General features: G+C 71.1%; 15 protein-coding genes. 6 read left to right on the forward strand and 9 right to left on the reverse strand.

Annotated elements, in window-relative coordinates; genetic code table 11:
* Window positions 1-65: 65 nt before the first annotated feature.
* From OG389_RS08885 to OG389_RS08900, 4 genes are all read right to left on the reverse strand, one after another.
* Entirely contained in the window at window positions 66-584 is a 519-nt protein-coding gene (locus OG389_RS08885) for a SixA phosphatase family protein (protein WP_328297914.1), read from the reverse strand.
* Between the two features lie 143 nt (window positions 585-727).
* Window positions 728-943: a hypothetical protein gene (locus OG389_RS08890; protein ID WP_328297915.1), complete on the reverse strand. Its 216-nt coding sequence runs from the start codon at window positions 941-943 to the stop codon at window positions 728-730.
* 172 nt (window positions 944-1115) lie between these two features.
* Entirely contained in the window at window positions 1116-1235 is a 120-nt protein-coding gene (locus OG389_RS08895) for an SGM_5486 family transporter-associated protein (RefSeq protein ID WP_328297916.1), read from the reverse strand.
* Between the two features lie 5 nt (window positions 1236-1240).
* Window positions 1241-2569, reverse strand: coding sequence for a CynX/NimT family MFS transporter (locus OG389_RS08900; RefSeq protein ID WP_328297917.1), 1329 nt, complete (start codon window positions 2567-2569; stop codon window positions 1241-1243).
* A 78-nt stretch (window positions 2570-2647) separates the two neighbouring features.
* Between OG389_RS08900 and OG389_RS08905 the strand changes: the two genes are divergently transcribed.
* Entirely contained in the window at window positions 2648-3397 is a 750-nt protein-coding gene (locus tag OG389_RS08905) for a FadR/GntR family transcriptional regulator (RefSeq protein WP_328297918.1), read from the forward strand.
* On the opposite strand, the gene OG389_RS08910 is transcribed toward OG389_RS08905, so the two are convergent.
* The 3 genes from OG389_RS08910 to fabG all read right to left on the reverse strand — a co-directional run bounded on the left by OG389_RS08910 (window position 3378) and on the right by fabG (window position 5522).
* Entirely contained in the window at window positions 3378-3809 is a 432-nt protein-coding gene (locus OG389_RS08910; RefSeq protein WP_328297919.1) for a hypothetical protein, read from the reverse strand. The two genes, OG389_RS08905 and OG389_RS08910, sit on opposite strands and share 20 nt — an antisense overlap.
* 214 nt (window positions 3810-4023) lie before the next feature.
* Window positions 4024-4797, reverse strand: a complete 774-nt coding sequence (gene fabI / locus OG389_RS08915) for an enoyl-ACP reductase FabI (protein ID WP_328297920.1) — start codon at window positions 4795-4797, stop codon at window positions 4024-4026.
* 5 nt (window positions 4798-4802) lie between these two features.
* Entirely contained in the window at window positions 4803-5522 is a 720-nt protein-coding gene (fabG, locus tag OG389_RS08920) for a 3-oxoacyl-[acyl-carrier-protein] reductase (RefSeq protein WP_328297921.1), read from the reverse strand.
* 184 nt (window positions 5523-5706) lie between these two features.
* Here fabG and OG389_RS08925 point away from each other — a divergent pair, with 184 nt between their 5' ends.
* The 3 genes from OG389_RS08925 to tyrS all read left to right on the forward strand — a co-directional run bounded on the left by OG389_RS08925 (window position 5707) and on the right by tyrS (window position 10003).
* Entirely contained in the window at window positions 5707-7230 is a 1524-nt protein-coding gene (locus OG389_RS08925) for a TldD/PmbA family protein (RefSeq protein WP_328297922.1), read from the forward strand.
* On the forward strand, window positions 7227-8615 hold the full coding sequence (locus OG389_RS08930) for a metallopeptidase TldD-related protein (protein ID WP_328297923.1): 1389 nt from the start codon (window positions 7227-7229) through the stop codon (window positions 8613-8615). Before OG389_RS08925 ends, OG389_RS08930 begins: the two co-directional genes overlap by 4 nt.
* 122 nt (window positions 8616-8737) lie before the next feature.
* Complete coding sequence (gene tyrS, locus OG389_RS08935; protein ID WP_328297924.1) at window positions 8738-10003, forward strand: tyrosine--tRNA ligase; 1266 nt, start codon at window positions 8738-8740, stop codon at window positions 10001-10003.
* 75 nt (window positions 10004-10078) lie between these two features.
* Here the strand turns inward: tyrS and OG389_RS08940 are convergent, their stop codons facing one another.
* Window positions 10079-10357, reverse strand: coding sequence for a GlsB/YeaQ/YmgE family stress response membrane protein (locus OG389_RS08940; RefSeq protein WP_328297925.1), 279 nt, complete (start codon window positions 10355-10357; stop codon window positions 10079-10081).
* A gap of 178 nt (window positions 10358-10535) precedes the next feature.
* Here OG389_RS08940 and OG389_RS08945 point away from each other — a divergent pair, with 178 nt between their 5' ends.
* Both OG389_RS08945 and OG389_RS08950 read left to right on the forward strand, forming a co-directional pair.
* Complete coding sequence (locus OG389_RS08945; protein ID WP_328297926.1) at window positions 10536-10868, forward strand: DUF3099 domain-containing protein; 333 nt, start codon at window positions 10536-10538, stop codon at window positions 10866-10868.
* A gap of 136 nt (window positions 10869-11004) precedes the next feature.
* The gene (locus OG389_RS08950) at window positions 11005-11253 is read left to right on the forward strand and encodes a hypothetical protein (protein WP_328297927.1); all 249 of its coding nucleotides are present in this window, start codon (window positions 11005-11007) and stop codon (window positions 11251-11253) included.
* Window positions 11254-11287: 34 nt separating this feature from the next.
* Here OG389_RS08950 and moaA read toward each other — a convergent pair whose 3' ends face one another.
* Complete coding sequence (moaA, locus tag OG389_RS08955; RefSeq protein WP_328297928.1) at window positions 11288-12277, reverse strand: GTP 3',8-cyclase MoaA; 990 nt, start codon at window positions 12275-12277, stop codon at window positions 11288-11290.
* Window positions 12278-12384: the final 107 nt, after the last annotated feature.

Here is a 12384-nt window from a genome sequence, read left to right on the forward strand (position 1 = left end):
TACGACGGAGCGGGCCCCGGCACTGTGGAAGTGCCGGGGCCCGCTCCGTCGTGGGTGTGCGCCCGTCAGCCGTGCGGGGTCCAGAAGTCCAGCAGGGTGCCGACTCCGTGCTCCACGGACTTCCACGAGCCGGTGAAGGACACGACGGCGATTCCGGAGGTGGGGAAGCCGCTGCGGTTCATCCGGGCCAGCGCGTCGCCCTGGGCGCTCGCGGACAGGGCGTCGGCGAGGGCGTGCATGCCGGGGTTGTGGCCGATGACCAGGAGGTTGCCGACCTCGTCCGAGGTCTCGTTGACCAGCGCGATGAGCTCGCCCAGCGAGGCTTCGTAGAGCCGTTCCTCGTACGTGGTCTTCGGCCGGTGCGGCAGCTCCTGGACGGCGAGCTTCCAGGTCTCCCGGGTCCGGGCCGCGCTGGAGCAGAGGGCCAGGTCGAAGGAAATGCCGGTCTGGGCCAGTTTCTGGCCGGCGGCCGGGGCGTCGTGACGGCCGCGCTCCGCCAGGGGGCGGTCGTGGTCCGTGCCGTCCGACCATTCGGCCTTGGCATGCCGGAGGAGGACGATCCTGCGGGGTGTGTCGGCGCTCATGGCTCCCAGCTTCGCACGGATCGAGCCATGGGGCGCAGGGTGTTGAGGGGGCTCACCCCCAGGTGTGGGGTGCGCTCCGGCACGTTGCCGCGTGCCCGGCCGGGCCGTCCGCCGCGCGTGGGGTCCTGCCGCCCGGTGTGCCGTCAGCCGACGACGCGCAGCAGCCGTTCGGTGACGTGGACGAGCGCGGAGCCTTCGCCGGAGGCGGCGTGGGCCTCGCCCGATCCGGTGAGCAGGACGAGCAGGAGGCCGAAGGCGAGGGCGGGCAGGGCGAGGCCCCACCAGGGCAGCCGGGCGTCGGCCCCGACGGCTCGGGGAGCGGACAGGTGAGTGGGGGCCAGGTGTGTGGGGGCCGACATGGCCGCCTCCGTGGGTGCGCGTGGGACGGGCTCGCTCTAGTCCTTCGAATCTAAGGATTCGAGCCGGCGGAGCCCATCGGGGACGCACCCCACTTGACCCTGAGCCTGACCCCCTAGGGGTTGGGGGGATAACCCCACCACCGGGGTCCCGGAGCGGCGTTGCGCAGGGGCGCTACGGGGAGGCGAGCGTCGCGATGACGGCGATGATCACGGTCACCAGGAGCATCGCGCCCAGCACGAGGCCGAGCTTCCTGTGGCCGTTCTGGGGGTTCGGTTCAAGTACGGGCGACATGCCGATCAGTCTCGCATGCCGCATTCGTCCTCGATCGTGCGGTCCCGGCCCGCCAGCAGGCCGAGCGCGATCTGCGGGACGAGCAGTCCGGCCATCAGGGCGAGGGGCAGGTCCCAGCCGCCGCTGTGCTGGTAGAGGGCGCCGACGACGAGGGGGCCGGGGATGGAGATGAGGTAGCCGGTGCTCTGCGCGAAGGCGGAGAGCTTGACCACGCCCGCCGGGGACTTGGCGCGCAGTCCGATCATCGTGATGACGAGCGGGAATGCGCAGTTGGAGACGCCGAGCAGGATGACCCAGGCCCAGGCGCCGGCGGCGGGGGCGAAGTAGAGCCCGAGGTAGCCGGCGAGGCCGAAGAGACCGAGGACGGCGGCGATGGGGCCCTGGTTCCTCATCCGACCGGCGATGCCGGGGATGACGAAGGCCAGCGGGACGCCCATGACCATGGTGACGGCGAGCAGGATGCCGGCGGTGGAGGCGGAGACCCCGGCATCGCGGAAGATCTGCGGGAGCCAGCCCATGGTGATGTACGCGCCGGTGGCCTGGAGGCCGAAGTAGCAGGCCAGTGCCCATGCCGTGCGGCTGCGGACGACGCGCGGGCCGGTGTCGGCCGCCGTGCGGGCGGCGGCGCCCTCCCGGCCGGCCGCGGAGGCCTTCTCCCTCCGGGCCGCGGCCGCGATGGGCAGCCAGGGCAGGACCGCGGCGACGGCGAGGAGGGCCCAGACCAGCAGGCCGGTGCGCCAGCTGCCGCCGAGCGCCTCGGTCATCGGGACCGTCGCCGCGGCGGCGAGGGAGGTCCCGGCGGCCAGGGCCATGGAGTAGAGGCCGGTCATGGTGCCGACCCGGTCGGGGAACCAGCGCTTGACGATCACCGGGAGGAGCACGTTGGTCAGGGCTATGCCGGCCAGGCTCAGCGCGCTGGCGGCGAGGAATCCGGCGGCGTTGCCCGCGAAGGGCCGGATCAGCAGGCCGGTGGCGACGGCGGCCATGCCGGCGCAGACCACGGCGGCCGGGCCGAAGCGGCGGGAGAGCCGGGGCGCGGTGACGCCGAAGACGGCGAAGCAGAGGGCGGGTACGGAGGTGATGAGTCCGGCGACGGTGCCGCTCATGCCGAGGCCCGTACGGGTCTCCTCGAAGAGGGCGCCGAGGCTGGTGATGGCGGGCCGCAGGTTGAGGGCGGCCAGCACGATGCCGACGAGGAGCACGGGTCCCAGCCACGCCGGCTGCGGGGCGGCGTGGGCGGTGCCGGAGCCACCGGGGGTGGCGGTGAGGGGCTGCGGGGAGGCCGCGCCTGCGGCCCGGGGCCGGTTCAGGGTCTGGATTTCTTCGTCGGACATTCCACCATCATAGAATCATGGGATGATTGGTTGTCCAGTGCGCTTCCCGTCCTGCCCCCGGAAAGGAACCCCGACCGCATGCCGCTGACCTCGCCCCGGCGATCCGCGCTCGTCGACCAGGTGATCTCCCAGCTCAGGAACCAGATCACCACGGGTGAATGGCCCGTCGGCTCCCGCATCCCCACCGAGCCGGAGCTCGTGGAGCTGCTGGGCGTCGCCCGGAACACCGTGCGCGAGGCCGTCCGGGCGCTCGCGCACAACGGCCTCCTCGACATCCGCCAGGGCTCGGGCACGTACGTCCTCGCCACCAGCGAGCTGGCCGGGGTGATGCACCGCCGGTTCGCCGGCGCCGACCCCCGGCACATCGCGGAGCTGCGCTCGACGCTGGAGTCCTCGGCGGCCCGCCTGGCGGCGGAGCGGCGGACCGCGCGGGACCTCGTACAGCTGGACGCGCTGCTGGCGCGGCGCGAGGAGGCGTGGTCGGGCGGGGACGCGGAGGTGTTCGTCGCGGCGGACGTGGCCCTGCACATGGCGGTGGTGGCGGCCTCGCACAACGACGTGCTCATCGAGCTGTACGCGGATCTCGGGGACCTGGTGGCCGACTGGCTGCGGACCGACGTGGGCACGGAGCTCGATCCGGCCTCGCACCTGGACCACGAGCGGCTGATCGAGGCGGTCCGGCGCGGGGACGGGGACGCGGCGGCCTCGGAGGCGGCCGGCTATCCGTTCGTCTGCCTGTGCAAGGAGCCCCGGTCCGCCGGGGGCACTGCCTCCCGGGTCACCGCCTCCGGGGTCACCGCCTCCGGGGTCACTGCCGCTGGTGGCTGACCCAGGCCGAGCGGACTTCCTTCCAGCAGCGGCTGGTGAGCTCCACCCGGCCGGCCGGGTGGACGGCCCACGTCGCCCCGTCCCCGTCCACGTCCCACCAGCGGTCGCATTCGACGTGCAGCCGGACCAGATCGGTCTGCGGATAGCTGTTGTGGCAGTACGCGACCACCTGCGAGCCGTTGATCTCGGTGTCGCAGTCCGCGCCGAAGAGCTCCCGGGTGGCGGGCGGCGCGGGCTGCACGGGCGGCTCGGCGGGGATCTGCGTCAGGTCGACGACGGCCGGGGGCTGGCCCTCCGCACCGGTGGCCGGATCGCCCCCCTCGCCCTGCGCGGCGACTCCGGGGAGCAGGAATCCGGTCAGGACCACCGAGGTGACCAGCAGGGATACCGCTCGGCTCCGCCTCGCTCGCACTCCCGTACCCCTCCCCGCAGGAGCCGGGAAGATCCCGACGTGGCCAGTTTGCAGGGGAATGTCCTGATTTTCGACTCGGGAAGATGCCGTGGGACGGCGCAAATCTGATCGAGTGCCCCCCACGCTCCCCGCCCCCCACGCGAAAACGGCGACGGCCGCGCCTCCCGGAAGGGAAGGCGCGGCCGCCGCCGTACGGCTGGAAAGGAGCCCGCGATCAGGCACCCATCGCGTGCAGGCCGCCGTCCACGTGGACGATCTCGCCGGTGGTCTTCGGGAACCAGTCCGACAGCAGGGCGACGACGCCCCGGCCAGCCGGCTCCGGGTCCGACATGTCCCACTCCATAGGGGAGCGCTGGTTCCAGATGTCCGCCAGGTCGGAGAAGCCCGGGATGGACTTCGCGGCCATCGAGCCGATCGGACCGGCCGAGACCAGGTTGCAGCGGATCTTCTCCTTGCCCAGGTCGCGGGCGAGGTAGCGGCTGGTGGCCTCCAGCGCGGCCTTGGCCGGGCCCATCCAGTCGTACTGCGGCCACGCGTACTGCGCGTCGAAGGTGAGGCCGACGACCGCGCCGCCCTCGTTCTCCGGGAAGAGCGGCTTGCACGCCATGGTCAGCGACTTCAGCGAGAACGCCGAGACGTGCATGGCGGTGGCGACCGACTCGAACGGCGTGTTCAGGAAGTTGCCGCCGAGCGCGTCCTGCGGCGCGAAGCCGATGGAGTGGACGACGCCGTCGAGGCCACCGAGCTCCGCGCGGACGAGATCCTCCACGCGGGCCAGGTGCTCGTCATTGGTGACGTCGAGCTCGATCACCTTGGCGGGCTTGGGCAGCTTGCGTGCGATGCGCTCGGTCAGCGTCGGCCGCGGGAACGCGGTGAGGATGACCTCGGCGCCCTGCTCCTGGGCCAGCCGGGCGGTGTGGAAAGCGATGGACGACTCCATCAGCACCCCGGTGATGAGGATGCGCTTGCCGTCGAGAATTCCGCTCATGGTGATCAGTGACCCATGCCCAATCCGCCGTCAACGGGAATGACGGCTCCTGTGATGTACGCGGCGTTGTCGGACGCCAGGAAGCTGACGGCGGCCGCGATCTCCTCGGGCTGCGCGTAACGGCCCAGGGGCACCTGGCCGACGATGCCGGCCCGCTGCTCGTCGGTGAGCACCTTCGTCATGTCGGTGTCCACGAAGCCCGGGGCGACGACGTTGAAGGTGATGTTGCGGGAGCCCAGCTCACGGGCGAGGGAGCGGGCGAAGCCGACCAGCGCCGCCTTGGAGGCGGCGTAGTTGGCCTGGCCGGCCGAACCGAGCAGTCCGACGACCGAGGAGATCAGGACGACGCGGCCCTTCTTGGCCCGGAGCATGCCGCGGTTCGCGCGCTTGACCACACGGAACGTGCCGGTCAGGTTGGTGTCCACGACCGAGGCGAAATCGTCCTCGGACATGCGCATCAGCAGCGTGTCCTTGGTGATGCCGGCGTTGGCGACGAGGACCTCGACCGCGCCGTGGGCCTCCTCGACCTCCTTGTACGCCTGGTCGACCTGGTCGGAGTCGGTGATGTCGCAACGGACCGCCAGCACGCCCAGAGCCGTGAGCTCCGCCGGGGGCTCGCCCGACCGGTACGTGATCGCGACCTTGTCTCCGGCCTCCGCGAAGGCTCGGGCGATGGCGAGGCCGATGCCCCGGTTTCCTCCGGTGACGAGAACCGAGCGGCTCAACGGATCACCCTTTCGACTAGCGGTCTGAATACCAAAAACCTATAGGTCATGTACCCCATACGGAGAATCGACCTCCAACAGGGCCTCGGTACGGGCTCTGTCGAGTCCCTACAGAAAGATGTAGGCACGGCAAGCCGCGGCGCGACATGATCGTGCCATCTGCCCCGACCCCGGGAGGACCTCCGTGCCCCATTCCATCGACGCGGCCTTCACCGCGCTGCCCTTGCGGGCGCTCGCCGACGCGGCGCTCGCCCGGGCCCGCGCGCTGGGCGCCGACCATGCCGACTTCCGTCTGGAGCGCATCCGCAGCGCTTCCTGGCGGCTGCGTGACGCCAAGCCCTCCGGCGGTTCCGACACCACCGACCTCGGATACGCGGTCCGCGTGGTGCACGGGGGCAGCTGGGGGTTCGCCTCCGGCGTGGACCTGACCATGGACGGCGCCGCCAAGGTGGCCTCGCAGGCCGTGGCCATGGCCAAGCTCTCCGCCCAGGTCATCAAGGCCGCCGGCTCCGACGAGCGGGTCGAGCTCGCCGACGAGCCGGTGCACGCCGACAAGACCTGGATCTCCGCCTACGACGTGAACCCCTTCGAGGTGCCGGACACGGAGAAGGCCGCGCTGCTCGCCGATTTCAGCGCGCGCCTCCTGGCGGCCGACGGGGTGGCCCACGTGGACGCCTCGCTCCTCGCGGTCCACGAGAACAAGTTCTACGCCGACACCGCGGGCACCTCCACCACCCAGCAGCGGGTGCGCGTCCACCCGCAGCTCACCGCCGTCGCCGTGAACGGCACGACCGGCGAGTTCGACTCGATGCGCACCATCGCCCCGCCGGCCGGGCGCGGCTGGGAGTACCTGACCGGCACCGGCTGGGACTGGAACTCCGAGCTGGAGGCGATCCCCGGGCTGCTCGCCGAGAAGATGCGGGCGCCGAGCGTCGAGTCCGGGCGCTACGACCTGGTCGTGGACCCGTCCAACCTCTGGCTCACCATCCACGAGTCCATCGGCCACGCCACCGAGCTGGACCGGGCGCTGGGCTACGAGGCGGCGTACGCCGGGACCTCCTTCGCCACCTTCGACCAGCTGGGCAAGCTCACCTACGGCTCCCCCGTCATGAACGTGACGGGCGACCGGACGGCCGAGCACGGTCTGGCCACCGTCGGGTACGACGACGAGGGCGTCGAGGCCCAGAGCTGGGACCTGGTCAAGGACGGCACCCTGGCCGGCTACCAGACGGACCGGCGGATCGCGAAGCTGACCGGTCTCGGCCGTTCCAACGGCTGCGCCTTCGCCGACTCCCCCGGGCACGTGCCCGTGCAGCGCATGGCGAACGTCTCGCTCCAGCCGGATCCGGGCGGGCTCGCCACGGAGGACCTGATCGGCGGGGTGGAACGCGGGATCTACGTGGTCGGCGACCGCTCCTGGTCCATCGACATGCAGCGCTACAACTTCCAGTTCACCGGGCAGCGCTTCTTCCGCATCGAGAACGGCAAGCTGGCCGGGCAGCTGCGCGATGTCGCGTACCAGGCCACGACCACGGAGTTCTGGGGCTCGATGGAGAAGGTCGGCGGTCCGCAGACCTACGTCCTGGGCGGCGCCTTCAACTGCGGCAAGGCCCAGCCGGGCCAGGTCGCGGCGGTGTCGCACGGCTGCCCCTCCGCGCTGTTCCGCGACGTGAACATCCTGAACACCACGCAGGAGGCCGGCCGATGAGCCGTACGAAGCCCCACGAGATCGTCGAGCGGGCCCTGGAGCTGTCCACCGCGGACGGCTGCGTCGTCATCGCCGACGAGGATTCCACGGCCAACCTGCGCTGGGCCGGCAACGCGCTCACCACGAACGGGGTCACGCGCGGCCGGACCCTCACGGTCATCGCCACCGTCGACGGCAAGGAGGGCACGGCCTCGGGGGTCGTCTCGCGCTCCGCCGTCACGGCCGCGGAACTGGAACCGCTGGTCCGGGCGGCCGAGGCGGCCGCCCGCGGGGCCGGCCCGGCGGAGGACGCCCGGCCGTTGGTTACCGGCACCCCGTCCTCGCCGGACTTCACCGACGCTCCGGCGGAGACCTCCTCGGCGGTGTTCGCGGACTTCGCCCCGGCGCTCGGCGAGGCCTTCGCCCGGGCCCGCGCGGGGGGCCGCGAGCTGTACGGCTTCGCCAACCACGAGCTGGTCTCCACGTACATCGGGACCTCCACGGGGCTGCGCCTGCGCCACGACCAGCCCAACGGCACCCTGGAGCTCAACGCGAAGTCCCCGGACCGGCAGCGTTCGGCCTGGGCCGGGCGCGCGACGCGGGACTTCAAGGACGTGGACCCGACCGCGCTGGACGCGGAGCTGGCCGTACGGCTGGGCTGGGCGGAGCGGAAGATCGACCTGCCCGCCGGACGGTACGAGACGCTGCTGCCGCCCACCGCGGTGGCCGACCTGCTGATCTACCAGATGTGGTCGGCGGCCGCCCGGGACGCGGTGGAGGGCCGGACGGTCTTCTCCAAGCCCGGCGGTGGCACCCGGATCGGCGAGCGGCTCTCCGGGCTCCCGCTGACCCTGCGCAGCGACCCGAACGCGCCGGGTCTGGAGTCCGCGCCGTTCGTGATCGCCCACAGCTCCGGCGACGACGCGTCCGTCTTCGACAACGGCCTGCCGGTCCCCCCGACCGAGTGGATCAAGGACGGCGAGCTGGCCCGGCTGACGACGACCCGGCACAGTGCGGAACTGACCGGGCTGCCGGTCTCCCCGGGGTTCGGGAACCTGATCCTGGACGGGGGCGGCGAGAAGTCCCTGGAGGAGATGGTGGCCGCCACCGAGCGGGGGCTGCTGCTCACCTGCCTCTGGTACATCCGCGAGGTGGACCCGGCGACGCTGCTGCTGACGGGGCTGACCCGGGACGGGGTCTACCTGGTGGAGGACGGCCAGGTCGTCGGCGAGGTCAACAACTTCCGGTTCAACGAGTCCCCGCTGGACCTGCTGTCCCGGGCCTCCGAGGCCGGCCGGACCGAGAAGACCCTGCCGCGCGAGTGGAACGACTGGTTCACCCGGACCGCGATGCCGGCGCTGCGCATCCCGGACTTCAACATGAGCTCGGTCAGCAAGGGGGTCTGATCCATAGAGGAGTCTGATCGCTGAAGGAGTCCGAGGTCCGCGCCTTCCCCGCCTAGACTGGCGGGGAAACCCCTCAGCTTTCTGTTTCATTCGTTCCATCTCGTTCAAGGAGACCCAGAACCGTGACGGACATCGTCGACGAACTGAAGTGGCGCGGGCTCTTCGCCCAGTCCACCGACGAAGAAGCGCTGCGCAAGGCGTTCGCGGACGGTCCCGTCACGTTCTATTGCGGCTTCGACCCGACGGCGGCCTCGCTGCACGTGGGTCACCTGGTGCAGGTCCTGACCGTGCGCCGGCTCCAGCAGGCGGGCAACCGTCCGCTGGCGCTGGTCGGCGGGGCCACCGGGCAGATCGGCGACCCGCGGCCGACCGCCGAGCGCACCCTGAACGACCCGGAGACCATCGCGAACTGGGTGACGCGCCTGCGTACCCAGATCGAGCCGTTCCTGTCCTTCGAGGGCGAGAACGCGGCGGTCATGGTGAACAACCTGGACTGGACGGCGGGCATGTCCGCCATCGAGTTCCTCCGGGACATCGGCAAGCACTTCCGCGTCAACAAGATGCTGACGAAGGACTCGGTCGCCAAGCGCCTGGAGTCCGACCAGGGCATCAGCTACACGGAGTTCAGCTACCAGCTGCTCCAGGGCATGGACTTCCTGGAGCTGTACCGGCGCCACGGCTGCGTGCTCCAGCAGGGCGGGTCGGACCAGTGGGGCAACCTGACGGCCGGTCTCGACCTGATCCACCGGGTGGAGCCGGACGCGCACGTCCACGCCATCGCGACCCCGCTGATGGTCAAGGCGGACGGCACCAAGTTCGGCAAGTCGGAGAGCGGCGCCGTCTGGCTCGACCCGGAGATGACCACCCCGTACGCGTTCTACCAGTTCTGGCTGAACGTGGACGACCGGGACGTCTCCACCTACATGCGCATCCTGTCCTTCCAGACCCGTGAGGAGCTGGAAGCGCTGGAGGCGCAGACCGCCGAGCGGCCGCAGGCGCGTGCCGCCCAGCGTGCGCTCGCGGAGGAGCTGACCACGCTGGTGCACGGCGCGGACCAGTGCGCCGCCGTGATCGCGGCGTCCAAGGCGCTGTTCGGCCAGGGCGAACTGGCGGACCTGGACGAGGCCACGCTGGCCGCGGCCCTGTCCGAGCTGCCGCACGCACAGGTCGCCGAGCCGGGTCTGGTCGTCGATCTCCTCGCGGAGACCGGGCTGGTCGCCAGCAAGTCGGCCGCCCGCCGGACCGTGAAGGAGGGCGGCGCCTACGTGAACAACGTGAAGGTCACCTCCGAGGACGCCGTCCCCGCCAAGGAGCACCTGCTGCACGGGCGCTGGCTCGTGCTGCGCCGCGGCAAGAAGAACCTGGCCGCGGTCGAGGTCACCGGCTAGCCGGGACCGCACCGACACGACGGAGGGGCCGGCCCGGACGTACTGTCCGGGCCGGCCCCTCCGTCGTGTCCGCGCCTAGGTCATCTGCCGCTTGTTGCCGCGGATCGAGCTGTAGATGAGGTCACCGAGCCCGACGACCACGACGGCTCCGGCAAGCTGCAGCAAGTGCCGGATCCAGTCGATGCCCTTGGTCTCGTTGACGCCGATCCAGGTCGCCACCGCGTTGCCGAGCACGGCGCCGATGATGCCGAAGACCGTGGTCAGCCAGAGGGGCTGGTGCTGCTTGCCCGGCAGGATCGCCCGGGCTATCAGTCCCAGCACAAAACCGACGATGATCGCCCACAACCAACCCATGTCGAGCCTCCTCCTGGCGCGTTGTGCGCATGTGGGCCCAGTCTCGACCCGTCCGGCCCACGGCGCATTTCGGGCAGCTCCATTCGGGGGACACCCCCTCTGCCCGGTTCGTGAGGGGCGGCGTACCGTGGGAGCGTCCGGACCGGGGAGTGTCCGGCGGTCGATCGGGTGGTGGGTTGTGGAGCGGACGAAGCGGAACGGGGCCGAGGTCTTCCGGATCACGGGCGCGCGGATGAGCCTCGCCGAGGACGTGCGGGGACGCCAGCGCCGGTACGTGATCTCGATGGGGATCAGGACCCTGTCGGTCATCGCGACGGTCGTACTGTGGAACGTGCAGCGGCCCGTGGCCATGGTGACGCTCGCCGCTGGGGCGTTGCTGCCCTACATCGCGGTGGTCATCGCCAACGCTGGGCGCGAGTCGACGCCCGCGCTGCCGTCGCACTTCATCCCGACTCCTGTGCACCCCGCGCTGGGCGACGGAAACCTCAAGAAAAGCTCAGATCAATCATGAAGTTCCAGTGCACCGTACCGGGTCCTGCGTGACATACTGCCTACGCGCTCCGCATCCCCCGTCGGAGCGACGGACCGACGCCGGGCAGCTCCCCCCGTGGCTGCCCGGCGTCGCCATTCCGTCTTAGGGTTGAGCCGTGACTCCCCTTGACGACGCACCCCAGAACGATGCTCCCACCTGCTCCGCCAAGGGCTGCCGCGACGCGGCCGCCTGGGTTCTGGCGTGGAACAACCCGAAGCTGCACACCCCCGAGCGCCGCAAGACGTGGCTGGCGTGCGAGGAGCACCGCGAGCACCTCTCCCAGTTCCTGGGGGTCCGCGGTTTCCTCAAGGACGTGGTGGAGCTCGACCAGTGGGTACAGCCCGAGGGCTCGGAACGGATCTAGCCGTTCCGAGCCCCGGGTCGTGCGGTCGTCGCGGTCAGCCGCCGATCGCGGACATCGGACGGTCGGGCTGCAGGAAGGTCGGGTCGTCGAGGCCGGACCCGGCCTTCTTGCCCCACATCGCCACCTTCCACAGCCGGGCGATCTCCTCGTCCGGGGCGCCCGAGCGCAGGGCGGCCCGCAGGTCCGACTCCTCGGTGGCGAAGAGGCACGTACGGATCTGGCCGTCGGCGGTGAGGCGCGTACGGTCGCAGGCGCCGCAGAAGGGGCGGGTGACCGAGGCGATGACGCCGACGGTGGCCTTGCCGCCGTCCACCACCCAGCGCTCGGCCGGGGCACTGCCGCGCTCGTCGGCGCCTTCCTCGGTGAGGGTGAAGCGGGTGCGCAGGGAGGCCAGGATGTCACCGGCGGTGATCATGCCGTCGCGCTTCCAGCCGTGCTGCGCGTCGAGCGGCATCTGCTCGATGAAACGGAGCTCGTACTCGTTCTCCACGGCCCAGGCGAGCAGGTCGGGGGCCTCGTCGTCGTTCAGCCCGGGCATCAGCACGGCGTTGACCTTGACGGGGGTGAGTCCGGCTTCGCGGGCGGCGGCCATGCCCTCGATGACGTCCTTGTGACGGTCGCGCCGGGTGAGGGTCTTGAAGACGTCGGGCCGCAGGGTGTCCAGGGAAACGTTCACCCGGTCCAGGCCGGCGGCCTTGAGGGCCTGCGCGGTGCGCTTGAGGCCGATGCCGTTGGTGGTGAGGGACATCTTGGGGCGGGGCTCCAGGGCCGCGCACTGCTCGACGATCCCGACCAGGCCGGGGCGCAGGAGCGGCTCGCCGCCGGTGAAGCGGACCTCTTCTATCCCGAGCTGGGTGACGGCGATCCGGATCAGCCGGACGATCTCGTCATCGGTGAGCAGGTCGGATTTACCGAGCCACTGCAAGCCCTCCTCGGGCATGCAGTAGGTACAGCGCAGATTGCACCGGTCGGTGAGCGAGACGCGCAGGTCAGTGGCCACGCGGCCGTAGGTGTCGAGAAGCACTGTAAGCCCCCTCCCCTGTCCGGTTTGTAGAGGTTTGCGCCGTGATGGGTGAGAGTACGAGCGCTACTGACGAGCCTACGCGAAGGCCATGGCAAGTAGGGGTGCCC

Origin of the sequence: Streptomyces sp. NBC_00435, from assembly GCF_036014235.1 — a bacterium.
Taxonomy (GTDB): Bacteria; Actinomycetota; Actinomycetes; order Streptomycetales; family Streptomycetaceae; genus Streptomyces.

Bases quoted from the DNA above. Each gene is read 5' to 3' on its own strand.
- OG389_RS08900 (WP_328297917.1), bottom strand. From the start codon at position 2,569: ATGTCCGACGAAGAAATCCAGACCCTGAACCGGCCCCGGGCCGCAGGC.
- OG389_RS08905 (WP_328297918.1), top strand. From the start codon at position 2,648: ATGCCGCTGACCTCGCCCCGGCGATCCGCGCTCGTCGACCAGGTGATC.
- OG389_RS08885 (WP_328297914.1), bottom strand. From the start codon at position 584: ATGAGCGCCGACACACCCCGCAGGATCGTCCTCCTCCGGCATGCCAAG.
- OG389_RS08895 (WP_328297916.1), bottom strand. From the start codon at position 1,235: ATGTCGCCCGTACTTGAACCGAACCCCCAGAACGGCCACAGGAAGCTC.
- OG389_RS08940 (WP_328297925.1), bottom strand. From the start codon at position 10,357: ATGGGTTGGTTGTGGGCGATCATCGTCGGTTTTGTGCTGGGACTGATA.
- fabI (WP_328297920.1), bottom strand. From the start codon at position 4,797: ATGAGCGGAATTCTCGACGGCAAGCGCATCCTCATCACCGGGGTGCTG.
- OG389_RS08890 (WP_328297915.1), bottom strand. From the start codon at position 943: ATGTCGGCCCCCACACACCTGGCCCCCACTCACCTGTCCGCTCCCCGA.
- OG389_RS08930 (WP_328297923.1), top strand. From the start codon at position 7,227: ATGAGCCGTACGAAGCCCCACGAGATCGTCGAGCGGGCCCTGGAGCTG.